General features: G+C 74.2%; 26 protein-coding genes. 18 read left to right on the top strand and 8 right to left on the bottom strand.

What is annotated here, in order from left to right; translation table 11 throughout:
- Positions 1-3 precede the first annotated feature (3 nt).
- Together lepB and GXB85_RS14970 are read left to right on the top strand one after the other, a co-directional pair.
- On the top strand, positions 4-777 hold the full coding sequence (gene lepB / locus GXB85_RS14975; protein WP_161918464.1) for a signal peptidase I: 774 nt from the start codon (positions 4-6) through the stop codon (positions 775-777).
- A complete protein-coding gene (locus GXB85_RS14970; RefSeq protein WP_161918463.1) occupies positions 777-1,631 on the top strand; it encodes a ribonuclease HII in 855 nt (284 codons plus the stop codon). The genes lepB and GXB85_RS14970 overlap by 1 nt, the downstream gene beginning before the upstream one ends.
- Here the strand turns inward: GXB85_RS14970 and GXB85_RS14965 are convergent.
- From GXB85_RS14965 to GXB85_RS14955, 3 genes are read right to left on the bottom strand one after another with little or no spacing between them, the layout of a single operon-like run.
- A complete protein-coding gene (locus GXB85_RS14965; RefSeq protein WP_161918462.1) occupies positions 1,532-2,698 on the bottom strand; it encodes a hypothetical protein in 1,167 nt (388 codons plus the stop codon). The genes GXB85_RS14970 and GXB85_RS14965 overlap by 100 nt on opposite strands.
- Complete coding sequence (locus GXB85_RS14960) at positions 2,695-3,546, bottom strand: cytochrome c biogenesis protein CcdA (RefSeq protein WP_161918461.1); 852 nt, start codon at positions 3,544-3,546, stop codon at positions 2,695-2,697. The genes GXB85_RS14965 and GXB85_RS14960 overlap by 4 nt, the downstream gene beginning before the upstream one ends.
- A 2-nt stretch (positions 3,547-3,548) precedes the next feature.
- Positions 3,549-4,307 (bottom strand): thioredoxin domain-containing protein, encoded by a 759-nt coding sequence (locus GXB85_RS14955; protein WP_161918460.1) that lies wholly within the window; start codon positions 4,305-4,307, stop codon positions 3,549-3,551.
- 80 nt (positions 4,308-4,387) lie between these two features.
- On the opposite strand from GXB85_RS14955, the gene GXB85_RS14950 reads away from it, so the two are divergent.
- The 8 genes from GXB85_RS14950 (at position 4,388) to whiG (ending at position 10,776) form a co-directional block, all read left to right on the top strand.
- On the top strand, positions 4,388-4,975 hold the full coding sequence (locus GXB85_RS14950; RefSeq protein ID WP_237728298.1) for a hypothetical protein: 588 nt from the start codon (positions 4,388-4,390) through the stop codon (positions 4,973-4,975).
- Entirely contained in the window at positions 4,968-5,360 is a 393-nt protein-coding gene (locus tag GXB85_RS14945) for a BlaI/MecI/CopY family transcriptional regulator (protein WP_161918459.1), read from the top strand. Before GXB85_RS14950 ends, GXB85_RS14945 begins: the two co-directional genes overlap by 8 nt.
- A 7-nt stretch (positions 5,361-5,367) precedes the next feature.
- The gene (locus GXB85_RS14940) at positions 5,368-5,691 is read left to right on the top strand and encodes a DUF2469 domain-containing protein (RefSeq protein ID WP_161918458.1); all 324 of its coding nucleotides are present in this window, start codon (positions 5,368-5,370) and stop codon (positions 5,689-5,691) included.
- Between the two features lie 111 nt (positions 5,692-5,802).
- Positions 5,803-6,159 carry a YraN family protein gene (locus GXB85_RS14935; RefSeq protein ID WP_161918457.1) on the top strand — a complete coding sequence of 119 codons (357 nt, stop codon included), beginning with the start codon at positions 5,803-5,805 and terminating at the stop codon, positions 6,157-6,159.
- On the top strand, positions 6,159-7,685 hold the full coding sequence (locus tag GXB85_RS14930) for a YifB family Mg chelatase-like AAA ATPase (protein WP_161918456.1): 1,527 nt from the start codon (positions 6,159-6,161) through the stop codon (positions 7,683-7,685). Before GXB85_RS14935 ends, GXB85_RS14930 begins: the two co-directional genes overlap by 1 nt.
- Positions 7,682-8,875: a DNA-processing protein DprA gene (gene dprA / locus GXB85_RS14925; protein ID WP_161918455.1), complete on the top strand. Its 1,194-nt coding sequence runs from the start codon at positions 7,682-7,684 to the stop codon at positions 8,873-8,875. The genes GXB85_RS14930 and dprA overlap by 4 nt, the downstream gene beginning before the upstream one ends.
- A gap of 111 nt (positions 8,876-8,986) precedes the next feature.
- Positions 8,987-9,910, top strand: a complete 924-nt coding sequence (locus GXB85_RS14920; RefSeq protein WP_161918454.1) for a tyrosine recombinase XerC — start codon at positions 8,987-8,989, stop codon at positions 9,908-9,910.
- 8 nt (positions 9,911-9,918) lie between these two features.
- Positions 9,919-10,776 carry an RNA polymerase sigma factor WhiG gene (gene whiG, locus GXB85_RS14915; protein WP_161918453.1) on the top strand — a complete coding sequence of 286 codons (858 nt, stop codon included), beginning with the start codon at positions 9,919-9,921 and terminating at the stop codon, positions 10,774-10,776.
- Positions 10,777-10,788: 12 nt separating this feature from the next.
- Here whiG and GXB85_RS14910 read toward each other — a convergent pair whose 3' ends face one another.
- Positions 10,789-11,358: a M23 family metallopeptidase gene (locus tag GXB85_RS14910; RefSeq protein ID WP_161918452.1), complete on the bottom strand. Its 570-nt coding sequence runs from the start codon at positions 11,356-11,358 to the stop codon at positions 10,789-10,791.
- A 412-nt stretch (positions 11,359-11,770) separates the two neighbouring features.
- Here GXB85_RS14910 and rpsB point away from each other — a divergent pair, with 412 nt between their 5' ends.
- The 7 genes from rpsB (at position 11,771) to GXB85_RS14880 (ending at position 17,734) form a co-directional block, all read left to right on the top strand.
- Positions 11,771-12,754: a 30S ribosomal protein S2 gene (gene rpsB, locus GXB85_RS14905; protein ID WP_161918451.1), complete on the top strand. Its 984-nt coding sequence runs from the start codon at positions 11,771-11,773 to the stop codon at positions 12,752-12,754.
- A gap of 74 nt (positions 12,755-12,828) precedes the next feature.
- Positions 12,829-13,668, top strand: a complete 840-nt coding sequence (gene tsf / locus GXB85_RS14900) for a translation elongation factor Ts (protein WP_161918450.1) — start codon at positions 12,829-12,831, stop codon at positions 13,666-13,668.
- Positions 13,669-13,821: 153 nt separating this feature from the next.
- Positions 13,822-14,556 carry a UMP kinase gene (pyrH, locus tag GXB85_RS14895; RefSeq protein WP_161918480.1) on the top strand — a complete coding sequence of 245 codons (735 nt, stop codon included), beginning with the start codon at positions 13,822-13,824 and terminating at the stop codon, positions 14,554-14,556.
- Positions 14,557-14,590: 34 nt separating this feature from the next.
- On the top strand, positions 14,591-15,148 hold the full coding sequence (gene frr, locus GXB85_RS14890; protein WP_161918449.1) for a ribosome recycling factor: 558 nt from the start codon (positions 14,591-14,593) through the stop codon (positions 15,146-15,148).
- Positions 15,148-16,011 carry a phosphatidate cytidylyltransferase gene (locus GXB85_RS18380; protein WP_237728297.1) on the top strand — a complete coding sequence of 288 codons (864 nt, stop codon included), beginning with the start codon at positions 15,148-15,150 and terminating at the stop codon, positions 16,009-16,011. Before frr ends, GXB85_RS18380 begins: the two co-directional genes overlap by 1 nt.
- A gap of 83 nt (positions 16,012-16,094) precedes the next feature.
- Positions 16,095-17,186, top strand: coding sequence for a 23S rRNA (adenine(2503)-C(2))-methyltransferase RlmN (rlmN, locus tag GXB85_RS14885; RefSeq protein WP_237728304.1), 1,092 nt, complete (start codon positions 16,095-16,097; stop codon positions 17,184-17,186).
- Positions 17,183-17,734, top strand: coding sequence for a DivIVA domain-containing protein (locus GXB85_RS14880; RefSeq protein WP_161918447.1), 552 nt, complete (start codon positions 17,183-17,185; stop codon positions 17,732-17,734). Before rlmN ends, GXB85_RS14880 begins: the two co-directional genes overlap by 4 nt.
- A 26-nt stretch (positions 17,735-17,760) precedes the next feature.
- Here GXB85_RS14880 and GXB85_RS14875 read toward each other — a convergent pair whose 3' ends face one another.
- Entirely contained in the window at positions 17,761-18,294 is a 534-nt protein-coding gene (locus GXB85_RS14875; RefSeq protein ID WP_161918446.1) for a PH domain-containing protein, read from the bottom strand.
- 58 nt (positions 18,295-18,352) lie between these two features.
- Here GXB85_RS14875 and dxr point away from each other — a divergent pair, with 58 nt between their 5' ends.
- Positions 18,353-19,600, top strand: coding sequence for a 1-deoxy-D-xylulose-5-phosphate reductoisomerase (gene dxr / locus GXB85_RS14870; protein WP_370524270.1), 1,248 nt, complete (start codon positions 18,353-18,355; stop codon positions 19,598-19,600).
- Here dxr and GXB85_RS14865 read toward each other — a convergent pair.
- Genes GXB85_RS14865 through GXB85_RS14855 form a run of 3 tightly spaced genes read right to left on the bottom strand, consistent with a single transcriptional unit; the run spans position 19,527 to position 22,954 of the window.
- Positions 19,527-21,023 carry an FAD-binding oxidoreductase gene (locus tag GXB85_RS14865; RefSeq protein ID WP_202628026.1) on the bottom strand — a complete coding sequence of 499 codons (1,497 nt, stop codon included), beginning with the start codon at positions 21,021-21,023 and terminating at the stop codon, positions 19,527-19,529. The genes dxr and GXB85_RS14865 overlap by 74 nt on opposite strands.
- A gap of 36 nt (positions 21,024-21,059) precedes the next feature.
- Positions 21,060-22,484, bottom strand: coding sequence for an aspartate aminotransferase family protein (locus tag GXB85_RS14860; protein WP_370524269.1), 1,425 nt, complete (start codon positions 22,482-22,484; stop codon positions 21,060-21,062).
- A complete protein-coding gene (locus GXB85_RS14855; RefSeq protein WP_161918444.1) occupies positions 22,481-22,954 on the bottom strand; it encodes an Lrp/AsnC family transcriptional regulator in 474 nt (157 codons plus the stop codon). Before GXB85_RS14855 ends, GXB85_RS14860 begins: the two co-directional genes overlap by 4 nt.
- Between the last annotated feature and the right edge of the window lie 97 nt (positions 22,955-23,051).

Below are 23,051 nucleotides of genomic sequence, written 5' to 3'. Positions count from 1 at the left end.
GGCGTGACGTCCCGCCCCGAGCAGCCCCACCCGCCGAGCGACTCCGCCGCGCTCGACGAGGCACCCGCGGCAGGGCGCACCCACTCGCCCTCGCACGCGCGCGAACGTGCGCGTGGCGGCGTCGCCGCATGGTTGCGTGAGACCGCCGTCATCGTCGTCAGCGCCCTCGTGCTGTCGCTCCTGATCAAGACCTTCCTGGTGCAGGCGTTCTTCATCCCGAGCCAGTCGATGGAGGACACCCTCCTCGTCGGCGACCGGGTGCTGGTGACGAAGCTCGCCCCCGGCCCGCTCGACGTCCACCGGGGCGACGTCGTGGTGTTCAAGGATCCGGGAGGCTGGCTGCCTCCGGCCGACGAGACCCCGCAGCCCGCGTGGCGGGCGGCGCTGACCGAGGCCCTGACCTTCGTGGGCCTGCTGCCACAGGACTCGGGCGAGCACCTCATCAAGCGTGTGATCGGCCTCCCCGGCGACACGGTCGAGTGCTGCGACGCCCAGGGGAGGCTCCTCGTCAACGGCGTCCCCCTGGACGAGCCGTACGTGGCCGACGGCGCGGTGCCGAGCGAGGTCGAGTTCACGACGACGGTTCCGGAGGGGGGCCTGTGGGTCATGGGGGACAACCGGCAGAACTCCCAGGACTCGCGCTTCAAGCAGGGTGCCCCTGGTGGCGGCAGCGTCCCCGTCGACAACGTCGTCGGCGTCGCCTTCGTGACGCTCTGGCCGCTCGACCGGGTCCAGCTCCTGCGCAACCCGGGGGCGACGTTCGCGGAGGTGGACTGATGACCGCGAGCAGGCCCCGCCCACACCTGAGGCACGAGAGGGCGCTGCTGCGTCAGGGGGCGCGCGTGGTCGTCGGCATGGACGAGGTGGGTCGTGGAGCCCTCGCCGGGCCCGTCAGCGTGGGTGCGGTCGCGGTGGACCTGGGCACGCGCACCTGTCCGGCAGGCGTGGCCGACTCCAAGCTGCTCACGCCCGCCGCCCGCGAGCGGCTGCGTCCCGCGCTCTCGCGGTGGGGGCTCGCGCGTGCCGTGGGCCACGCGGGACCCGACGAGATCGACCGGTTCGGCATCATCGCCGCACTGAGGCTCGCGGGCATGCGTGCTCTCGCTGCGCTGGGCGTCGAGGTGGATCTCGTGCTCCTCGACGGCACGCACGACTGGCTCTCGCCTCCCGCGCAGCCCAGCCTCTTCGAGGAGCTCGCCGTCGGGCCCGACGCGCTGCCCGTACCGGACGGCGTGCACGTCCCGCGCGTCGTCGTGCGTGTCAAGGCCGACCGGACGTGCGCGTCGGTCGCCGCGGCGAGCGTGCTCGCCAAGTGCGAGCGCGACGCGCTGATGGTGCAGCACGCCGCGCAGCACCCGGCGTACGGCTGGGCGGACAACAAGGGGTACGGCTCGGGCGACCACGTCCAGGCCCTGCGCGACCTCGGGCCGTGCGGGTTGCACCGGCGCAGCTGGCGCCTGCCGCTCGTGGGCGGGACGGCGGCGGACGCCGTCGGCCCGGACGCCGCGTCGCCGCCGGTGGGCGAGCCGGCTCAGTCGGCCGGGTCGGCGGGCTCGGTGGTCAGCAGCACGAGCTCGTCGGTGCGCGCGACCGCGGCGCCGGTGCTCGTGACGAGCGTCGGCACCACGTAGCCGGATCCTGCGGGGCCCTCGTAGGCGATCGCGTCGGCACCCGTGAGCGCGTTGAGCACGCGGACGGCGCCCTCCTCGCGCAGGTAGACCAGCGCGCCCCCGGCGGCCGCGACGTCGACGTCGCCGTCGGGCAGCCTGCGTGACCAGAGCGGCCCGTCAGGGCCGTGGCCCGTGGCCGTCCCGGCGGCGACGGTGACGATCGTGCCCGTCGCGCCGTCACGCGCGGCGCCCGACGCGCGCGGAGCGACGGCACGTCCCGTGGCGAGCTCCAGGAGCACGCCCTCGTCCGCGTCGGGCTCGCCCAGCAGCACCGTGCCCGTCGGGGCAGGTGCCGCGAGCGCGCGCGGCGTCGTCAGGCCGATGCTGGTGAGCGCCGTGCGCCACGCGGGCCTCCCGTGGTCCGTGGGGGCGTAGCCGAGCAGCTCGGGGCCGTCGACGGTCACGACCCAGCCGTCGTGCTCCGCCACGGGCGTGCCGGTCGTGGGCAGCGGTGTCCCCGTCGTGGGGTCGAGGGCGGTGGCGGCCTCGTCACCGAAGACCAGGCCTGGTCCGACGAGAGGTCCCGGGACCTCGACCGGCCCCCAGAGCAGCTCGCCGGTGACGAGGACGTGGCCCGTCGCGATGGTCGTCCCCGCGTCCTCGTCCGTCAGTACGACGACCGGGGTCCGCGAGGTGTCGGCCGCGCGGCTCAGACCCACCTCCCCGTGGCCCGGTGCCCGCCGCGCGCTCCACAGCGCCTCGCCCGTGCCCGCGACCGCGGAGACGTCCACGCCGCCCTCCGGTTCGGTCCGCGCGCCCACGACCACGCCGTCACGGCTCCCGAGCGCGCGGTCCCAGCCGGGTGCGACCGTCCGGGCCCCGCTCCACGTGGATGGCAGGACCCAGCGGTCGGTGTCGGCCGCGGCCGGCGGCTCCGCCGGTCCGGGCCGGGTCGCGGGAGCGACCTGTGCCGGGACGGCCGGGGGCTCACCCGGCGTGCACGCGGCGAGGACGGCGACGAGGACGGCGGCGACGGCAACCGGCACCCCTCGTCGTGCGCCCGGTCCGTGGGCCTGCCGGACGCTCATCGCTGCTCCTGGCGGTCGACCGCCGCCGAGCGCCGGCGGGCGTTCCTGCCCCGCCCCCACCAGGCCAGGAGCACGACACCCGCGACGACGAGCACGAGCGCGACGTCGGGCACCTGAGCCCCGGCACGTGCGATCCCCGCCTGGAGGTCGGCCAGGACGGCGGCGGGCACCAGCTCGGGCAGCGCGGCCATGCCGTTCGTCAGGAGGAAGACGACGCCGACGGCGACGAGCAGCAGGCCGGTCGCGAGGGACATGGTGTGCGTGCGCACGCGGCCGAGGCGGAGCTCGCGGCCCCGGAGCGCCGCGCGGCCACCTGTGCCGAGGCGCGCCCACACGGCGGCGATCCCGACCAGCGGGACGACCATGCCCAGGGCGTAGAGGGCGAGGGTGACGCCGCCACCGAGGGGTGAACGCGTCGCGGCGACCGTCAGCACCGCACCGAGGATCGGCCCCGCGCAGAAGCCCGCGACCCCAGAGACCCCGCCGAGCGCCAGCGTGCGCAGGTAGGTGCCCGTGCGGCCCACCCGGGCGGCCCGTTGCCGCGGCACGAGGCGTCCCAGGTCCACGCCCTTGCCGAGCGCGGTCACGAGACCCAGCGCGATGACGAGCCATCCCGCTGCGGTGACGAGTGCGGTCCGCTGGGTGACGAGGCTCCCGAGGAGCGCGGCGCCGAGGCCCAGCGGCACGAGCACCGCGGCGAGACCCACGTAGAAGACCGCCGCGTGTGCGAGCAGCCCGCGCAGGTCGCGGGCGACCGCCGCGAGGAAGGCCGGCAGCAGGAGGGCTCCGCACGGGCTCAGGAGGGCGAGCGCCCCGCCGAGGACCGCCGCGAGGTAACCGACGTCCACGCTCAGCCCTGAGCCTGTGCGAGAGCCTGCTCGACCGCCTCGACGAACACGTCGGTGGGCTGTGCGCCGACGACCGGCTGGTCACCGATGAGGAAGCTGGGCGTCGAGAACGCGCCGACTGTGAGGCCGAGGTCCTCGTTCTCCTGGACCCCGCGTGCGACCTCGGCGGACGCGAGGTCACGCGTGAAACGGTCCACGTCGAGGCCGAGGCCGTCCGCGAGCGAGCGCAGGGACTCCTCTCCGAGCTCCGCGGGGCTGGGCTTCTCGCCGTCGGCGAAGAGCGCGTCGTGGAACTCCCAGAAGCCGCCCTGGAGGCCCGCGGCGTAGGCGGCACGAGCGCCGCGGCGCGAGTCCTCGCCGTACACGTTGACGTCGCGCCACTCGATCCGCAGGTCCCCTGCCTCGACGTAGGGCTCGAGCGCCGGCTGGGTCTCGTGGACCCAGCGCGCGCAGAACGGGCACTGGTAGTCCGAGAACGCCACGAGCACGACGGGGGCGTCGACCGGCCCCGCGGCCGTCGGGTCCGCGGGGTCGCGCCGCGCGACCTCGAGTGCGTCGGCGCCGGGCTCGGCCACCTCGCCCACGGGACCGTCGGCAGCAGGCGCGTCGGCGGTGGGGGTGCCTGCGGCTGTCGGGGGCGCGACGGCTGGCTCGGCGGCACCGCGGTCGCGCTCGAGCGCGGCGAGCACGAGCCCGCCCGCGACGAGGAGCACCACGGCCGGGACGAGCCAGGTGCGGGGGGAGGTGCGACGGTCAGGCATGGCTCTCTCTCGGGAGGGGGTGCGCGGGCTCGTGATGGCCTTCTATGCGGAGTAGTAGTTCTATGCGGCATAGTAGGCACATGCCAGCGACCAGCACCACGCCGCCGTCTGCGACCCCGACCACCGTGCGTCGCGGCGGGCGCCCCTCGCTGCCCGGGGTGGGCCGCCACCTCGGGTTCGCGCGCCTCGCCCTGACGCGCTGGACCTCCCGCCAGTGGTGGGCTGCGGCTGCGTCCGCGGCAGGGACGGCACTGCTCATCGGGCTGCCGACGGTGCTCATCCCCAACCCCGTGTTCGGGCGCGAGATCCCCGTCGTGGCGTGGAACTACCCGGTCTGGCTCGTCACCTCCGCACTCGCCGGCCTGCTCGCGGCGACGTACGTCAGGCCGAGGCGTAGCCCCGGTGCGGGCGTCGACGAGGACACCTCTGGGGAGGGGTCGGGAGACGCGCCGTCGCGCCTCGGGCTCGCCGGCGGGGTGCTGGCATGGTTCGCCGTCGGCTGCCCCGTGTGCAACAAGATCGCGCTGCTGGCACTCGGGTACTCGGGTGCGCTGACCTGGTTCGCCCCCGCGCAGCCGGTGCTCGCCGTGGCCGCCGTGGCCCTCACCGCGGTCGCGCTCGTCGCCCGCCTCTCGGGTCAGGTCGCGTGCGGGACGCGCCGTGGCTGAGGTCCCGGCGCTCGGCGCCCTCGAGCGCCAGGTGATGGAGGTGCTCTGGGACTGCCCGGACGACCTGTGCACCCGGGACGTCCTCGCCGCCATGACGGCGCACACCCTCGCGTACACGACGGTCGCGACCGTCCTGACGAACCTCACCCGCAAGGGCATGGTCGAGCGCGTCCAGGTGGGTCGGCGCTGGGTGTTCCGGCCGTTGCGGAGCCGCGAGGGCTACGCCGCCGAGGTGATGCTCGCCGCGCTCGACGGCGCACGTGACCGCAGCCGCGCGCTCGCCGAGCTGAGGCAGATGCTCGACCCTGCCGAGCGCGCCGCGCTGTGCGCGCCCGAGGACGCGGTCGTGCCGCGAGGTCCGGTCGCGGCCCGCGATGGGTCATGATGGACCGGTGAGCGCGGAGGACCTGGAGAACTACGAGACCGAGATGGAGCTCGCGCTCTACCGCGAGTACCGCGACGTGGTGAACCTCTTCGCGTACGTGGTGGAGACCGAGCGGCGCTTCTACCTGGCCAACCAGGTCGACCTGCAGGTCCGGTCGGCGGCGGGGGAGGTCTTCTTCGAGCTGAGCCTCGCCGACGCCTGGGTGTGGGACGTGTACCGCTCGGCGCGCTTCGTGAAGTCCGTCCGGGTCGTCACGTTCAAGGACGTCAACGTCGAGGAGCTCGCGAAGCCCGAGCTCGACGTGCCCGACGGCGGTCCCTTCCGCCGCTAGGCCGGCCAGGCCGGTCCACAGCGTCCACGCGCGGACACCGTCCCCAGGCGGGGCGGTCCTGCGGCCGGCTCGTGCCGCATGACGGCGAGGCTGCGTCGCGGAGGTGGTCGCGTGCGCGCCAAGGATGCAGTGGGACGGTACGGCGAGGAGGTCGCCGCGGCGCACCTCGTCCGCGCGGGGTGGGAGGTGGTCGACCGCAACTGGCGGGGTGCGTCGGGTGAGATCGACATCGTCGCGCTCCACGGCGAGGAGCTCGTCGTGGTCGAGGTCAAGACGCGCACCGGCACCGGGTACGGGCACCCGGCCGAGGCCGTCACACCCGCCAAGCTCGCGCGACTGCGGCGTCTCGCCGGGCAGTGGCTCGCGGCGCACGAGCTGCGGCCGCGCGGCGTGCGCATCGACGTCCTCGCCGTGCTCGTGCGCCGCGGGGGCACACCGAGCGTCGAGCACCTGGTCGGGGTCGTCTGATGGGGCTCGGGCGTACCGGAGCCGTCAGTCTGGTCGGGCTCACGGGTCACCTGATCGAGGTGGAGGCACACCTCGCCGCCTCGGTGCCGGGCTTCACGTTGGTCGGGCTGCCGGACGCGTCGCTCGCCGAGGCGCGCGACAGGGTGCGCGCGGCGATCACGTCGTCGGGGCTCGCCTGGCCCCAGCGGCGGATCACGGTGAACCTGTCGCCTGCGGCCCTGCCCAAGGCGGGTGCGTCGTTCGACCTCGCGATCGCCGTCGCGACCCTCGTCGGGGCCGGACAGTGCGAACCCGGCGGGCCCGAGCGGGCCGTCCACCTCGGTGAGCTGGGCCTGGACGGGAGGCTGCGCCCGGTCCGGGGTGTCCTGCCCGCGGTCGCCGCCGCCGTCGCTGCGGGCAGGTGCGAGGTCGTGGTGCCGTGGGCGAACGCCGACGAGGCCCGGCTGGTCCCCGGCGCACGGGTGCGTGCCGCGAGCAGCCTGGCGGAGGTCGCCCGCGCCTACGGTGCGGACGTCCCGGTCGACGACGTCGAGCCGGTGGTTCCCTCCGTCGAGGTGGCACAACGGCCGGCGGTGCCCGACCTCGCCGACGTCGTGGGCCAGCGTGAGGCCCGACGCGCGCTCGAGGTCGCGGCGGCCGGAGGGCACCACCTGCTGATGGTCGGGCCTCCGGGCGCGGGCAAGACGATGCTGGCCGCGCGACTGCCCGGCCTGCTGCCCGACCTCACCGAGCGCGAGGCGGTGGAGGTCACGTCGGTCCACTCGGTCGCGGGCACGTTGCGTGCGGCTGACGGCCTCGTGCGACGCCCGCCGTTCGAGGACCCTCACCACACGGCCACGCCGTCCGCCGTCGTCGGCGGGGGCTCAGGGCTGCCCCGACCGGGCGCCGCGTCGCGTGCGCACCGAGGGGTGCTCTTCATGGACGAGGCGCCGGAGTTCTCGCCCCGGGTGCTCCAGACGCTGCGCCAGCCGCTCGAGCACGGCGAGATGGTGATCCATCGCTCGGGAGGTACCGCCCGCTACCCGGCTCGCTTCCAGCTGGTCCTGGCCGCCAACCCGTGCCCGTGCGGCATGTCCGTGGGGCGTGGGCTCGAGTGCACGTGCTCGGCACTCGCGCGGCGCAGGTACTTCTCCCGTCTGTCGGGTCCGCTCCTGGACCGCGTGGACCTCCAGGTCGAGGTGCTCCCGGTCACCCGTCTCGACCGGGAGCCGGGGTCGGGCGAGGCGACGGCCGACGTCGCGCGGCGCGTGGGCGAGGCGCGTGCGGCGGCCGCGGGCCGGCTCGCGGGCACGCCATGGCGTACGAACGCCGAGGTCCCCGGGTCGTGGCTGCGCGCGGCGAGCGGCCGGAGCGCGGTCCGCGATCTCGACCGTGCGCTCGACGCCGGGACCCTGAGCCTGCGCGGCGTGGACCGTGTGCTGCGCGTCGCCTGGACCCTCGCCGACCTCGGTGGCCGTGCGGCCCCGACGGCGGCCGACGTGGGTCAGGCGCTGCTGCTGCGCACGCGTGGGCAGGTGCGGCTGTGAGCGACGACCTGCGCGAGGCGCGCGCGACGTGGAGCAGGCTCGTCGAACCGGGGGACGGGGTCGCCGGTGCGCTGGTCGCCGCGCTCGGTCCGGTCGAGGCGCTCGCGTGGTTGCGTGAGAGCAGGGGTGCCCTCGACCTGCCGGGTGCTCTCGGTGCGCCGCTCGCACCGGGCGCGGCAGGCAGGCTCGGGGTGTGCGCGCGCAGGTGGTCGCAGCGGTTGGAAGGTCTCGACGTGCGTCGCGACCTCGACCGTCTCGAGCGGCTCGGCGGGCACCTGGTCGTGCCGGAGGACGACGCGTGGCCCGAGGGCTTCGCCTCGCTCGGCCCCCAGGCGCCGCTGTGCCTGTGGGTGCGCGGGAGGGCCGACCTGGCCCGCGCCCTCGACGCATCGGTCGCGGTGATCGGTGCGCGTGCGTGCACCGGCTACGGGGAGCACGTCGCCGCGGAGATGGCGGGCGGTCTGGGTGATCGCGGCTACACGGTGGTCTCGGGCGGGGCCTACGGGATCGACGCCGCCGCCCACCGCGGCGCGACCGCCACGGGCGCCTGCACGGTGGCGTTCCTCGCGGGCGGCGTGGACCGCGCCTACCCGGCGGGCAACGTGCGCCTGTTCACAGCCCTGGTCGAGGCCGGGGGCGCGCTCGTCGCCGAGGCCCCACCGGGCGGCATCCCGAGCCGCAGCAGGTTCCTCCAGCGCAACCGACTCATCGCGGCCGCGGCGCACGCGACGGTCGTCGTGGAGGCGGCGTGGCGGTCGGGAGCGTTGAACACGGCTGCCACGGCGGCGCGGCTCTTCCGCCCGGTCGGCGCGGTGCCGGGCCCCGTCACGTCCGCCGCGTCGGCCGGCTGCCATCGGCTGCTGCGCGAGGGGCTCGCGGTGTGCGTCACAGGCGCCGACGAGGTGCACGAGCTCGCGGGTGCCGCGGGCAGCCTCGCTCTCGAGCCCGCCGTCACGCCGCGTGCGACGGACGGGCTCGACGAGGTCCAGCGGCGCACCTTGGACGCGCTCCCGGTACGGCGGGCCGCGCGCGTCGTCGCGCTCGCGCGGACCGCGGGCCTGACGCCCGAGGAGGTCGAGGCAGGGTTGGGGGTCCTCGAGCTCCGCGGGCTCGCGCGACGTGACGACGGCGGGTGGTTGCGCGACGGGCGGCGTGGCACGGGTGGGGGCGGCCCTGTCGCGTCGCGCTGACCAGGCAAAACGGACAACTCGGGCAGCGGACAAAACCGGACCCACCGGAACCGGGTGAAGTCTGCGTGTCCCGGCTTGTGAAGGAAGGATGAAGACGCCACGGTAGGAGCCATGTCGTCCCTCCGCGCCGCCGTGCCGACCTCGGAAGGGGTCCTCGAGGCGTACGAGGTGCACCTGGCGGCGTCCCGCGGGGTGTCGCGTCACACGGTGCGGGCGTACGCGGGCGACGTGCGGCACGTCCTCGCGTTCGCGCGGCGCCGTGGGGTCGCCTGGCACGACGTGGACCTCGCGCTCCTGCGGGCGTGGCTGGGGGCGATGGTGACCGCGGGCGCGGCCCGGGCCACGGTCGCACGGCGGGGAGCGGCCGTCCGCGGCTTCTACGCATGGGCCGCGCGTGAGGGTCTCGTCGCGACGGACCCGGCGCTCCGGCTCGTCACGGCACAGCCCGGATCGCCTCTGCCCACGGCGCTCGCTCTCGAGCCCGTGACCGCGATGCTCGACGCGGCACGGCAGGCGGCTGACGACGGCGACCCGGTCGCGCAGCGCGACTGGGTCGCGCTCGAGCTCCTCTACGCCACCGGGGTGCGCGTCGGTGAGCTCGTCGCGGTGGACGTCGACGACGTCGACCGCGGGGCCCGGCTGCTGCGCGTCATGGGCAAGGGTGCCAAGGAGCGCGTGGTGCCGTTCGGTGTGCCGGCGGCCCGGGCGGTGGATCGCTGGCTGTCGACCGGCCGCCCGGCGCTCGCAGGCGACGCCTCGGGAGCCGCCCTGCTCCTCGGCCGGCGCGGGGGTCGGGTGGACCAGCGCCAGCTGCGCTCCGCCGTCCACCGTCTCGCCCGTGCGGCCGGGGTCGACGACGTCGCCCCGCACGCGCTGCGCCACACCACCGCGACCCACCTCCTGCACGGTGGATCGGACCTTCGGAGCGTCCAGGAGATGCTCGGGCATGCGACCCTGGCCACGACACAGCGCTACACCCACGTGAGCGCCGACCGCCTGCGTACCTCCTACCTGCAAGCCCACCCGAGAGCCTGAGGCCCCTGATGTCCGCTCACGCCGGGACGACGTCCTCGTCCGCGACCCGCGCCACCTCGCGTGTGGTGCCGCGCCCGCACACCGAAGGCGCGGGCGAGGACGCGACGAGCGTCGAGTCGCTCTGGCGGGTGTTCAAGGAGACCGGCGACAGGGTGGCGCGGGAGCGGCTGATCCTGCACTACGCGCCGCTCGTGACCATGGTCGCCGCCCGGGTCGGGGCGGGGCTGCCGTCGACCGTCGAGCAGGCCGACCTCGTCTCGTACGGGATGTTCGGTCTGATCGACGCGATCGAGAAGTACGAGACCGACAGGGCCGTCAAGTTCGAGACCTACGCGAGCTCGCGCGTCCGCGGCGCGATCATCGACGAGCTCCGGGCGATCGACTGGATCCCGCGGTCGGTGCGCACCAAGGCGCGCGCCGTGGACCGTGCGTTCGCCGAGCTCGAGGGCGAGCTGCGCCGACCCCCGACCGAGGAGGAGGTCGCGGCGCGGCTCGAGATCGGCGTGGGCGAGCTCCGTGCGGTCTTCACCCAGCTCTCCACTGTGAACGTCGCGGCTCTCGACGAGCTGATCGGTGCGGGCTCCGAGCGCGGTGACTCGCTCTCGCTCCTCGACACGCTCGAGGACCCTGCCGCGGTCGATCCCGAGGGGTCGGTCGAGGCGCAGGAGACACGCGTGCTGCTCTCGCGCGCGATCGAGCGGCTCGGCGAGCGCGAGAAGATCGTGCTCGTCCTCTACTACTACGAGGGCATGACCCTCGCGGAGATCGGACGTGTGCTCGGGGTCACCGAGTCGCGGATCTCGCAGATGCACACCGCCGCGATGCTGCGGCTGCGCACCAGCCTCCAGGAGAGCGAGCGGGGCTGACCTCCGCCTGTCTCAGCCGAGCGGGAGCAGGACGACCGGCTCGGCCGCTCCGAGGAGGCTGAGCGGGTCCACGTACGTCTCCCCCCGACGGACGCCCCAGTGCAGGCACGACGTCGGCCCGCAGTGACCCCCGTGGTGCTGCGGCCGCGCCACGGTCGCGAGCGCGTCACCGACGCGCACGCGCGTGCCCACGGGCAGCCCGCCCTCGACCGGCTCGAACGAGGAGCGCAAGCCGTCGTCGTGGGTCACGGTCAGCACGCCGCGGTCGACGACGACCCCCGAGAAGGTGACGACGCCGTCGGCGGGGGTCCGGACCGGGCCCGTGCCTGTGAGGTCGATCCCGCGGTGACCCGGGCCCCACGGCTGGGCGGGCGCGCGGAACCGGGCGACGAGCGTCGCGGCCTCGAGGGGCAGACGGTGGTGCGCGTGGTCGTCCGGCCGCGCGGGCGTACCGGACGTCGCGTCGTCCGTGGCGTCCGCCGTCGGCGGGCCTGCGCCCAGGAGGAGCGCGGCTACCAGCACCCCGACGGCGGCCGTGCGGATGATCGTCCCGTCCGGGCGGTCACGACGTGCGCAGGTCATGCGGCACCCTCGCGTGCGCGGGACGTGCCGAGCGGCGAGGTCCGTGGTGGTGGTGGAGGACGTCGCCGGCCACGGGACGTGGACACCCGTCCTCGCCGCGGGGCCCGGCACCCGGCTCTCGTGCGCCCCGGTCGGGCCGAGGGGTCGTTCGGGGTAGGATGATCGCTGCACCCGGTCCGCCGGGTGACATCGCGCGCCATCCTTCCCGAACCACCCCGGGCGCACCGGGGCCGGGAGCGTGTACCGACGTCGGTCCGGAGGCCCGCCGCTGAGCGGAGGACCTGCGGTGTCGGTGCCGCGTGGCGCCAGGGGCGACCGGTCACCCGACCGCCGCCGACAACCGGATCGCGGACCGCACCCGTGCGGGCCGCCAGCACTCGCGCGGCCCGCGGCCGCGCCGGAAGGACGTGCCATGGCCGTCGTGACCATGCGCCAGATGCTCGAGAGCGGTGTCCACTTCGGGCACCAGACCCGGCGCTGGAACCCCAAGATGAAGCGCTTCATCCTCACGGAGCGCAACGGCATCTACATCGTCGACCTGCAGCAGTCGCTGTCCTACATCGACCGCGCGTACGAGTTCGTCAAGCAGACCGTCGCGCACGGCGGGACCATCCTCTTCGTCGGCACCAAGAAGCAGGCGCAGGAGCCCGTGGCCGAGCAGGCCGCGCGCGTGGGCATGCCCTACGTCAACCAGCGCTGGCTCGGCGGCATGCTGACCAACTTCGCCACGGTCAACAAGCGTCTCCAGCGGCTCAAGGAGCTCGAGGAGATCGACTTCGACGACGTCGCCGGCAGTGCCTTCACCAAGAAGGAGCTGCTGATCATGCGCCGTGAGAAGGACAAGCTCACGAAGACGCTCGGCGGCATCCGCGACATGACCAAGGTGCCCTCGGCGGTGTGGATCGTCGACACCAACAAGGAGCACCTCGCGGTCGACGAGGCCCGCAAGCTCGGCATCCCCGTCGTCGCGATCCTCGACACCAACTGCGACCCGGACCTGGTCGACTACCAGATCCCGGGCAACGACGACGCGATCCGCTCGGTCACGCTGCTCACGCGCGTGATCGCCGACGCCGCCGCCGAGGGCCTGATCGCACGTCACTCGGGTCGCTCCGCTGCGGCCGAGGGCTCCGCCACCGAGGCCGAGCCGCTCGCCGAGTGGGAGCGCGAGCTCCTCGCGGGCCAGTCGGACGCCGTCCAGACCGAGCCCAAGGCGCCCGCGAGCCCGGCGGACGAGACCGCCGCGGACGCCCAGGCGGCCGAGGCCGAGGTCGACAGCCCGGTCGAGGCCGTGGGCACGGTCGACGAGCCCGGTCTGCCCTCGGGCCAGGACGCCGCTCCGGCCGCCGAGGCCGAGGGCGTGGCCGAGCCGGCCGCGGACGCCAAGGACAAGTGACGGACCGCCCCGGGCCGCGAGGCCCGGGGCGCCCACGATCGAAGACCAGCACGATCGACAGACAAGGACGTTCCATGGCGAACTACACCGCTGCAGACATCAAGGCCCTGCGCGAGCGCACCGGCGCGGGCATGCTCGACGTCAAGAAGGCGCTCGACGAGGCCGGCGGCGACGCCGACAAGGCGCTCGAGATCATCCGCGTGAAGGGTCTCAAGGGCGTCGCCAAGCGCGAGGACCGCGCGGCCTCCGACGGCCTCGTCGCCGCCCAGGTGAGCGACGACGCGTCGGGCCAGACCGGCGTGCTCATCGAGCTCAACTCCGAGACCGACTTCGTCGCCAAGAGCCCGAACTTCATCGAGCTCGCGCAGACGGTGCTCGACGCGGCCGTCGCCTCCGGGACCGACGACGTCGCGCAGGTGCTGGCCTCGACGCACGACGGCTCGACGGTCCAGGAGACGATCGACGGCACCGCGGCGACGCTGGGCGAGAAGATCGTGCTGCGTCGCGTCGCGCGCCTGTCGGCCGAGAAGGTCACCGTGTACCTGCACAAGGTCAACAAGGACCTCCCGCCGCAGGTGGGCGTGCTCGTCGGCACCGACGCAGCGGGCGAGTCCGTCGCGAAGGACATCGCGATGCACGTGGCGGCGTTCGCACCGAAGCACGTCACGCGTGACGAGGTCCCGGCCGAGACGGTCGAGGCCGAGCGGCGCGTCGCCGAGGAGACCGCGCGGAACGAGGGCAAGCCCGAGGCCGCCCTCCCGAAGATCGTCGAGGGACGCCTCACCGGGTTCTTCAAGGAGTCGGTGCTGCTCGACCAGGCGTTCGCGAAGGACACCAAGAAGTCGGTGGGCCAGGTGCTGACCGAGGCCGGCGGCACCGTCACCGGTTTCGCGCGCTTCCGCGTCGGCGCCTGAGCCACGCGTCGGCGGCCCGGCCCGAGGGCCGGGCCGCCGACGCACATCCGGGTGCCCGGCAGCGCCGGCACCCGCACGGGGCCCTGAGGCCCCCGCACGTGCCGAGAGCGAGCGGGCCCGGGTCCGCACGGGGGAGGAGAGACCGTGACCGACATGACGGTGCAGGGCGCCGGAGGTGAGGGCGCACGGCGCGTGCTCCTCAAGCTCTCGGGTGAGACGTTCGGCGGGGGCAGCGTGGGCCTGGCGCCCGACGTCGTGCAGCGCATCGCCGCCGAGATCGCCGAGGCGGTGCGCGCAGGCGTGCAGGTCGCGATCGTCGTCGGCGGGGGCAACTTCTTCCGCGGCGCCGAGCTCTCGCAGCGTGGCCTGGACCGCGCGCGCGCCGACTACATGGGCATGCTCGGCACGGTGATGAACTGCCTCGCCCTGCAGGACTTCCTCGAGCAGGCAGGCGTCAGCACGCGGGTGCAGACCGCGATCGCGATGGGACAGGTCGCGGAGCCGTACATCCCGCTCCGGGCGATCCGGCACCTCGAGAAGGGCCGCGTGGTGATCTTCGGTGCAGGCGCCGGCATGCCGTACTTCTCGACCGACACCGTCGCTGTGCAGCGGGCGCTCGAGACGCACTGCGACGAGGTGCTCATGGGCAAGAACGGGGTCGACGGCGTGTACTCGGCGGATCCGCGCACGAGTCCCGACGCGGTGTTCTTCCCCGAGCTCACCTACACCGACGCCCTCATGGGCGGCCTCGAGGTCATGGACGCGACGGCCCTGAGCCTGTGCCGCGACAACGGGGTGCGCATGCGTGTCTTCGGCATGGGCGACGCGGGCAACGTCACGCGGGCCCTGACAGGTGAGAGGATCGGCACGCTGCTGACGGCGGGCTGACCGGCACGAGCACACGAGACGAAGGAGCACTGCGGTGATCGACGAGACCCTCCTCGAGGCCGAGGAGAAGATGGACAAGGCTGTCGAGGTCGCCAAGGAGGACTTCGCGACGATCCGCACGGGCCGCGCCAACCCCGCGATGTTCACCAAGGTGACCGTCGACTACTACGGCGCGCCGACGCCGCTCCAGCAGCTCGCCTCCTTCACGACCCCCGAGGCCCGCACCATCCTGATCTCGCCGTTCGACGTCAGCGCGCTGGGCAACATCGAGCGGGCGCTGCGTGACTCCGACCTGGGCGTGAACCCGAGCAACGACGGGAAGATCATCCGTGTCGTGCTGCCCCAGCTCACCGAGGAGCGTCGCAAGGACTACGTGCGTCTCGCGCGGCACAAGGCCGAGGAGGCCCGCGTCTCGGTGCGGAACGTCCGCCGTCGCGCCAAGGAGGAGCTCGACCGCATCGTGAAGGACGGCGAGGCCGGCGAGGACGAGGTGACCCGTGCCGAGAAGGAGCTCGAGGCACTCACGCGCCGTCACGTCGAGCTGATCGACCAGGTGCTCGCGGCCAAGGAGAGCGAGCTGCTCGAGGTCTGATGACTGGACTCGCCGGATCCGACACCGCCCTGGGAGGCGCCGCACCGCGCGCGGGTCGCAACCTCCCGATCGCCGTCGCCGTGGGCGTCGGCCTCCTCGGCGTGGTCGCGGCGTCCTTGTTCGTGCGCAAGGAGGCCTTCATCCTCCTCGCGGCGCTGGCGTGCGGCGCCGCGCTCTGGGAGCTGGCGCAGGCGCTGCGCCGGCGCGGCATCCAGCTGCCGCTCCTGCCGCTGCTCGTGGGCCTCGCCGGCGTCCTCGTGTCGTCCTACGTCGCAGGGCCCGAGGCGCACCTCGTCGCGGTGATGCTGACCGTCGGCGGAGCAGTGGTCTGGCGGGCCCTCGACGGCAGCGACGGTCGAGCCCTGCGCGACGTGTCGGCTGCGGCGTTCGCCGCCGCGTACCTCCCCTTCATGGCCGGTTTCGTCATGCTGATGCTCGCCGCGCCCGACGGCGACCGTCGGGTCGCGCTGTTCATCCTGCTCGCCGTCGCGAGCGACACGGGCGGCTACGTGGCCGGGGTCCTCGCGGGGCGGCACAAGCTCGCGCCCTCGGTGAGCCCCAAGAAGACCTGGGAGGGCCTCGGTGGTTCCCTCGTGCTCGCGTCCGCCGTCGGCGCCGTCGGCATGGTGTGGGCGTTCGACGCCTCGGCCCTCGTCGGCGTGGCCCTGGGTCTCGCCGCGGTGCTGACGTCGACGCTCGGGGACCTCGCGGAGTCGCTGCTCAAGCGGGACCTGGAGCTCAAGGACATGGGCTCGCTGCTCCCCGGCCACGGAGGCGTGCTGGACAGGCTCGACTCGCTGCTCCTCACCGCGCCCGTCGTCTACCTGGTGCTGCTCCTCGCCCTCCCGGTGGTGACCTCGTGAACGGGCGGACGCCGCGCGGCGAGGCGCCCGCCGTCGCGCAGGTGCGACCGGCCGACGAGGGCCGCGCGCCCCTCACGCTCCAGATGGCGGCACCGCGCCGCGGGAAGCCGCCACGCCACTTCGCGGACCTCGACGCCGAGGCCCGGGCCGCCGCCGTGGTCGAGCTCGGCGAGCGTCCGTTCCGCGCCAAGCAGCTCGCCACGCACTACTTCGGTCACCTCACCGACACCCCCGAGGAGATGACGGACCTCCCCGCGGCGAGCCGCGACGCCCTCGTGGGGGCGCTGTTCCCGCCACTCCTGCGTGAGGTACGGCGGCTCGAGGCGGACAAGGGCGCGACCGTCAAGACGTTGTGGCACCTGCACGACGGCGTGAAGGTCGAGTCGGTGCTGATGCGCTACCCGGGACGAGCGACGCTGTGCGTCTCGAGCCAGGCGGGCTGCGGCATGGCCTGCCCGTTCTGCGCGACGGGTCAGCTCGGGCTGACCCGGAACCTGTCGACGGCGGAGATCGTCGAGCAGGTGCGGCGCTCGGCGCGCGCCCTCGTGGACGGCGAGGTCGCGGGCGGGCCCGGTCGGCTGTCGAACGTCGTGTTCATGGGCATGGGCGAGCCCCTCGCGAACTACCGCACGGTGGTCGAGGCCGTCCGACGGTTCGTCGCCCCGGCGCCCGAGGGCTTCGGGCTGTCGGCGCGCAACGTGACCGTCTCGACCGTGGGGCTGGTGCCCGCGATCGACAAGCTCGCGAAGGAGGGCATCCCGGTGACCCTCGCGCTCTCGCTGCACGCCCCCGACGACGCGCTGCGCGGCGAGCTCGTGCCGATCAACACCCGGTGGACGGTCGACGAGGCACTCGACGCGGCGCGCCGCTACTTCGAGGCGACCGGCCGCCGGGTGAGCATCGAGTACGCGCTGATCAAGGACATGAACGACCACGCGTGGCGTGCGGACCTGCTCGGCGAGAAGCTCAACGCACGGGGGCGCGGCTGGGTGCACGTCAACCCGATCCCGCTCAACCCCACGCCGGGCTCCATCTGGACCGCGTCGGAGCGGCACGTCGAGGACGAGTTCGTCGCCCGGCTACGCTCGCACGGGATCCCCACGACCGTGCGGGACACCCGCGGCAGCGACATCGACGGGGCGTGCGGACAGCTCGCCGCGGAGGAAGGACCATGACGGCGATGTTCCGCACGGTGGGGCGGCTCCACCAGGGCTACGAGTCCGAGCAGGTCGACGCGTTCTTCGACCACGCGCGCAAGGTGTACGAGGGCGACGCCTCCGAGCCGCTCAGCGCGGACGACGTCCGCACCATCGCGTTCGACCTGGTGCACGGCGGGTACGACCCGGTGCACGTGGATGCCGCCCTCGACCGTCTCGAGCGCGCGTTCGTGCACCGGCGGCGCACCGAGTACGTCGCGAACCACGGCCAGCAGGCGTGGATGGACCACCTCGCGGGGCAGGCTCGGACGCTCTACGGCCGGCTCACCCGGCCCGACGGCGAGCGCTTCGCACGGGCACGGCGAGGCGAGCCGGCCTACGACCCGGACGACGTCGACGACCTGTGCCACCGCCTCGTCGACTACTTCGACCACGGACAGCCGTTGACGTCGGACGAGGTGAGGCACGCGACGTTCGCGCGTCGCACCGGACGTCGTGGCTACGCCGAGCCCGCCGTCGACGCGTTCTTCGCGCGCGCGGTCGAGGTGCTGCTCGGCGTCGAGTAGCCGTACAGGACGCGGGCGACGCGGCCTCAGGTCTCGTCGCCCGGGCCCTCGGGCGGTGTGCCCTCGGCAGGGATCTCGCCCTCGAGCACGACCTCCTGCATCTGCAGGAGACGGCGCTCGATGTGCGCGACGTCGTAGAGCTCGACGTCGCTGTCGTGACCCGCGGTCTGGACCACGAGCGTGCCGCAGCCCAGCGTCCGGTCGAGCAGCGACTGCCGGTAGCTGACCGAGTGGACGCGGTCGATCGGGATGTCCTTGCCCTCGCGGGTGAGCACGCCGCGCCGCGAGATGAGCCGGTGCGTGGTGAGCGTGTCGGTCGAGGCCAGCCAGGAGAGAAACGGCCACACTCCGAGGACGAGCACCAGCACCGTGCCCACGGCCACGGTGGCCCAGCGCTGCCAGGCGTGGTCCTCCGGGCTCGGGACGACGGTGACGAGCAGCAGCGTGGCGCCCGCCACCACGGCCAGCGACGTCAGCACCGGGACCACGAGGTTCTTCCAGTGCGCGTGGGCGGTGAAGACGACCTTCTCGCCGGCGGCGAGCCTGGACTGCGAGACCATGTCCCGGATCCTGCCACCAGGACCGGCACCGTGTCGTCGCCTCGGGGATGATGTCCGGGTGACGACCCCCAGCCCCGCCCCTGCCGACCCCACTGCCCAGCTCCGCGCGGAGGCGCCCGAACCCGAGCGCGGCGTCGTCGTGCTCGGCTCGACGGGGTCGATCGGCACCCAGGCGCTCGACGTCCTGGCCCTGCACGGCGACAGGTTCCGCGTCGAGGGGCTCGCGGCTGGTGGGGGCGACCCGCGGCTGCTAGCCGAGCAGGTCGTGGCGACCGGGGCGCAGACCGTCGCGGTCGCAGATCCCGCGGCCGGCATCACGGTGCTCGAGCACGTCTCGCGCATCGCGGCCGAGCACGGGGTCGGCGCCCTCGGCGTCGAGCTGCTCACCGGGCCCCAGGCCGCGACAGACCTCGCGGGTCGCGGCGCCGACGTCGTCCTCAACGGCATCACGGGGTCGATCGGGCTCGGGCCCACGCTCGCCGCCCTGCGGGCGGGCAGCACGCTCGCGCTCGCGAACAAGGAGTCCCTCGTGGTCGGGGGATCCCTCGTCCAGCGCGCGCGGGTGCGGGACGACCAGATCGTCCCGGTGGACTCCGAGCACTCCGCGATCGCGCAGTGCCTGCGCGGGGGCCGCCGGTCCGAGGTCCGCCGGCTCGTGCTGACGGCCTCGGGCGGGCCGTTCCGCGGCCGGTCGCGCGACGAGCTGAAGCCGGTCACGGTCGACGAGGCCCTCGCCCACCCCACGTGGGCGATGGGTCCCGTGGTGACCATCAACTCGGCGACCCTCATGAACAAGGGGCTCGAGCTCATCGAGGCCCACCTGCTCTTCGACGTGCCCGTGGACGACATCGCGGTGGTGGTCCACCCGCAGTCCGTGGTGCACTCCATGGTCGAGTTCGTGGACGGCTCGACGATCGCCCAGGCCTCGCCGCCGGACATGCGGCTGCCCATCGCACTGGGCCTGTCGTGGCCCGAGCGGCTCGACCCCGTGACGCCCCCGTGCGACTGGACGGCGCCGACGGCGTGGACGTTCGAGCCGCTCGACGACGTCGCGTTCCCCGCGCTGCGTCTCGCGCGGGAGGCCGTGACCGCCTCACCCACCCACCCCGCGGTGTACAACGCCGCCAACGAGCAGGGGGTCGCGGCGTTCCTCGCGGGTCGCATCGGGTTCCTCGACGTCGTCGACACCGTCGAGCGCGTGCTCGGCGAGCACGACGGCGCGTACGGCGAGGTCACGCTCGACGCGGTGCTCGACGCCGAGGCGTGGGCGCGGACCAGGGCCGACGAGCTCCTGGCACGCGCCTGAGCCGTCCGGCCGGGCGCGGGTGCGCGCTCAGCCCCCGACCAGCGGTGCCATCACGCGCGCCGCGAGACTGGGCCGCCCGGTCAGCCGCTCCTCGGCATCCGCGAGCCGGACCGCGGCCGCGCCGGCCGTGACGCCCGCCCAGCGCAGCGGCTCCGGCTCCCAGCGCGGCGAGCGGTGGCCCACCCACGGCAGCGCCGTGAGCGCCGTCGCGTGCCCGGTGAGCAGGTCGGCGAGGGTGCGGCCCGCGAGGTTCGCCGTCGCGACGCCGTCGCCCACGTAGCCACCCGCCCACGCGACGCCGTCGTCGTCGAGGCCCACGGATGCGTGCCAGTCGCGCGGCACGCCGAGCGCGCCGCCCCCAGCGGTGCGTGAAGCGGACCCCTCGGAGCGCAGGCAGCAGGTCGACGACGGCGTGCTCGAGCGCCCGGTGCACGCGCGGCACGCGCTCGTGCTCGGGCCGGACGGTCGAGCACCAGTGGTACGGGGCGCTCCGCCCGCCGAACGCGAGCCTGTCGTCGGGCGTGCGCTGGCCGTAGACGATCAGATGGCGTCCGTCGGTGAAGGTCTCCCGGTCCCCGAGGCCCACGCGGGCCCACGTCGAGGCCGGCAGTGGCTCCGTGGCGACCATGAGCGAGTACACCGGGACCAGCGTGCGGCGTCGGCCCGGCAGCCGTGGGGTCCAGGCCTCCGTCGCGCGGACCACGTGCCGCGCGCGCACGGTGACGGTCGACGGACGGGGCGCTCCCGCGGGCCCCACGGCGACGTCCACCGCACCAGGCCGCAGCGTGACGACGCGTGAGCCCTCGCGCACGCGGGCACCGCGTCGCTCGACGGCCCGGGCGAGGCCCGTCACCAGGGCTCCCGGGTCGATCCGGGCGCAGTCCGGGTTCCAGGTGCCGCCCAGCACGCCGTCGGCCGCGAGGCGGGTGCGCGCCTCGGCGGCGGTGAGCACCTCGGTCGCGTCACCCCAGCGGCGGTCCTCGACGGCGTGCGCGTGCAGACGCGTGAGCTGGGCCGCCGAGCGCGCGACGGTGACGGTCCCACCGCGCACGAATCCGCACCCGAGGTCCTCGGCCGCGGTCACGTCGCCCACCTCGCGCACGGTCGCGCGCATGGCCGCCCGCAGGTCCCGGGCGGCGGCCTCACCGTGCCGGCGCGCGAGCGTGGCGCCCGAGGCCGGGAAGAGGGCCGAGCACCACCCGCCGTTGCGCCCGCTCGCACCGAAGCCGACCCGTTCGGCCTCGAGGACGAGCACGTCGAGGCCGGGGTGGTCGCGGACGAGGTAGTAGGCGGTCCACAGCCCCGTGAGACCACCGCCCACGACGACGACGTCGACGGTCTCCGGTGCGGTCTGGGCAGGCCGTGGCGGTACGGCGGGCCAGGCCCGTTCGAGCCACAACGACGGGGCCGCCGCGACGTTCATCCCGCGCCCGTCAGACGGGCGCACGGCGCGGGGACGTCAGAGCTGGGCCCACGCATCGGTGAGCACCCCGCGCAGGATCTGCTCGATCTCGTCGAACTCGGCCGGCCCGCAGGTCAGCGGGGGAGCGAGCTGGATCACGGGGTCGCCCCTGTCGTCGGCGCGGCAGTAGAGCCCGGCGTCGAGCAGCGCGTGCGAGAGGAACCCGCGCAGCAGGCGCTCGCTCTCGGCGTCGTCGAACGTCTCGCGCGTCGCGGCGTCCTTGACCAGCTCGATCCCGTAGAAGTACCCGTCGCCGCGCACGTCGCCGACGATCGGCAGGTCGAGCAGCTTCTCGAGCGTGCGGCGGAACGCGGGTGCGTTCTCGTGCACGCGCGCGTTCAGGCCCTCCCGCTCGAAGATGTCCAGGTTCGCCATCGCGACCGCCGCGCTGACGGGGTGACCGCCGAACGTGTACCCGTGGTAGAAGGTCGTCGTCCCGTCCCGGAAGGGCTCGAAGAGCCGGTCCGACGCGAGGAGCGCGCCGATCGGCGAGTACCCCGAGGTCATGCCCTTGGCGCAGGTGATCATGTCGGGGACGTAGCCGTAGTCGTTGCACGCGAACATGTCGCCGATGCGGCCGAACGCGCAGATCACCTCGTCCGAGACGAGGAGCACGTCGTGCGTGTCGCAGATCTCCCGCACGCGCTCGAAGTACCCGGGCGGCGGCGGGAAGCACCCGCCGGAGTTCTGCACCGGCTCGAGCACCACGGCGGCCACGGTCTCGGGCCCCTCGAACAGGATCGCCTCCTCGATCCTGTCGGCGGCCCAGCGGCCGAAGGCCTTCGGGTCGTCGCGCAGCTCCTCCGGGCCGCGGTAGATGTTCGTGTTGGGCACCTTGTGCGCGCCCGGCACGAGGGGCTCGAACGGGGCCTTCATCCCCGGCAGGCCGGTGATCGCGAGGGCGCCCTGGGGTGTCCCGTGGTACGCGATCGCGCGTGAGATCACCTTGTACTTGGTGGGGCGGCCCACGAGCTTCCAGTACTGCTTGGCGAGCTTCCACGCGGTCTCGACCGCCTCGCCGCCCCCGGTCGTGAAGAACACGCGGTTCAGGTCGCCCGGCGCGTGATGGGCGAGCCGCTCGGCGAGGTCGATCGCCTGCGGGTGGGCGTAGGACCAGAGCGGGAAGAAGGCGAGCTCGGAGGCCTGCTGCCGCGCACGCTCGGCGAGCTCGGCGCGGCCGTGCCCCACCTGCACCACGAACAACCCCGACAGCCCGTCGATGTACCGACGGCCCTCGGCGTCCCAGACGTGGTGCCCCTCGCCGCGCACGATGACCGGGACCGGGCCCTGCTCCCACGTCGAGTGGCGCGTGAAGTGTCCCCAGAGGTGGTCGCGGGCGGCCTGGGCCCGGTCGGTGCCGCGTGGCGTGGCGCCCGTGGTCATGGCGGCGGCGCCGGTGAGGTGCTGCGCGGAGGTGGTCATCGGGTGCCCCAGTTGTAGAGCTGCTTGCGCAGCTTGAGGTAGACGAACGTCTCGGTGGTGCGGACCCCGTCGAGCTGACGCAGCCGCTGGTTGAGCACCTCGAGCAGGTGCTCGTCGTCCTCGCACACGAGCTCGACGAGGATGTCGAAGGCGCCCGCCGTGATCACGACGTAGTCGACCTCCGGGACGTCGGCGAGCCGGTCCGCGAGGGCCTGCAGGTCTCCCTCGGCCTTGATGCCGATCATCGCCTGACGCGTGAACCCGACCTGGAGGGGATCGGTCACCGCGACGATCTGGACCACACCCGACTCGACGAGCCGCTGCACGCGCTGCCGCACGGCCGCCTCGGACAGGCCCACGGCCTTCCCGATGGCCGCGTACGGTCGCCGACCGTCCTCCTGCAGCTGCTCGATGATCGCCTTCGAGGTCGCGTCGAGGGTGACGGGGGCCGGCTTCGGGGACGGTGCCATGGTGCGATGGTTCTCCTCTGACGTGCCCGAAGGCAAGGGATTCCGTGGATCCGGCGTGGTCGCGGATGCTGATTCCGGCGAACGTGACCGGATGGGC

Source organism: Cellulomonas sp. APG4, from assembly GCF_009996735.1.
GTDB lineage: Bacteria > Actinomycetota > Actinomycetes > Actinomycetales > Cellulomonadaceae > Actinotalea.
Note: the sequence above shows the minus strand (reverse complement) of the source record. Positions and strands in the feature narration are given on the sequence as shown.

Excerpts from the sequence above, each read along its gene's own strand:
- rpsB (WP_161918451.1), top strand. The coding sequence starts at position 11,771 with ATGGCCGTCGTGACCATGCGCCAGATGCTCGAGAGCGGTGTCCACTTC.
- whiG (WP_161918453.1), top strand. The coding sequence starts at position 9,919 with ATGTCCGCTCACGCCGGGACGACGTCCTCGTCCGCGACCCGCGCCACC.
- GXB85_RS14950 (WP_237728298.1), top strand. The coding sequence starts at position 4,388 with ATGCCAGCGACCAGCACCACGCCGCCGTCTGCGACCCCGACCACCGTG.
- tsf (WP_161918450.1), top strand. The coding sequence starts at position 12,829 with ATGGCGAACTACACCGCTGCAGACATCAAGGCCCTGCGCGAGCGCACC.
- GXB85_RS14920 (WP_161918454.1), top strand. The coding sequence starts at position 8,987 with ATGTCGTCCCTCCGCGCCGCCGTGCCGACCTCGGAAGGGGTCCTCGAG.
- GXB85_RS14910 (WP_161918452.1), bottom strand. The coding sequence starts at position 11,358 with ATGACCTGCGCACGTCGTGACCGCCCGGACGGGACGATCATCCGCACG.
- GXB85_RS14965 (WP_161918462.1), bottom strand. The coding sequence starts at position 2,698 with ATGAGCGTCCGGCAGGCCCACGGACCGGGCGCACGACGAGGGGTGCCG.
- GXB85_RS14970 (WP_161918463.1), top strand. The coding sequence starts at position 777 with ATGACCGCGAGCAGGCCCCGCCCACACCTGAGGCACGAGAGGGCGCTG.
- GXB85_RS14930 (WP_161918456.1), top strand. The coding sequence starts at position 6,159 with ATGGGGCTCGGGCGTACCGGAGCCGTCAGTCTGGTCGGGCTCACGGGT.
- GXB85_RS14875 (WP_161918446.1), bottom strand. The coding sequence starts at position 18,294 with ATGGTCTCGCAGTCCAGGCTCGCCGCCGGCGAGAAGGTCGTCTTCACC.
- GXB85_RS14955 (WP_161918460.1), bottom strand. The coding sequence starts at position 4,307 with ATGCCTGACCGTCGCACCTCCCCCCGCACCTGGCTCGTCCCGGCCGTG.
- GXB85_RS14880 (WP_161918447.1), top strand. The coding sequence starts at position 17,183 with ATGACGGCGATGTTCCGCACGGTGGGGCGGCTCCACCAGGGCTACGAG.
- GXB85_RS18380 (WP_237728297.1), top strand. The coding sequence starts at position 15,148 with ATGACTGGACTCGCCGGATCCGACACCGCCCTGGGAGGCGCCGCACCG.
- GXB85_RS14865 (WP_202628026.1), bottom strand. The coding sequence starts at position 21,023 with ATGAACGTCGCGGCGGCCCCGTCGTTGTGGCTCGAACGGGCCTGGCCC.
- pyrH (WP_161918480.1), top strand. The coding sequence starts at position 13,822 with ATGACGGTGCAGGGCGCCGGAGGTGAGGGCGCACGGCGCGTGCTCCTC.
- rlmN (WP_237728304.1), top strand. The coding sequence starts at position 16,095 with ATGGCGGCACCGCGCCGCGGGAAGCCGCCACGCCACTTCGCGGACCTC.
- GXB85_RS14860 (WP_370524269.1), bottom strand. The coding sequence starts at position 22,484 with ATGACCACCTCCGCGCAGCACCTCACCGGCGCCGCCGCCATGACCACG.
- GXB85_RS14855 (WP_161918444.1), bottom strand. The coding sequence starts at position 22,954 with ATGGCACCGTCCCCGAAGCCGGCCCCCGTCACCCTCGACGCGACCTCG.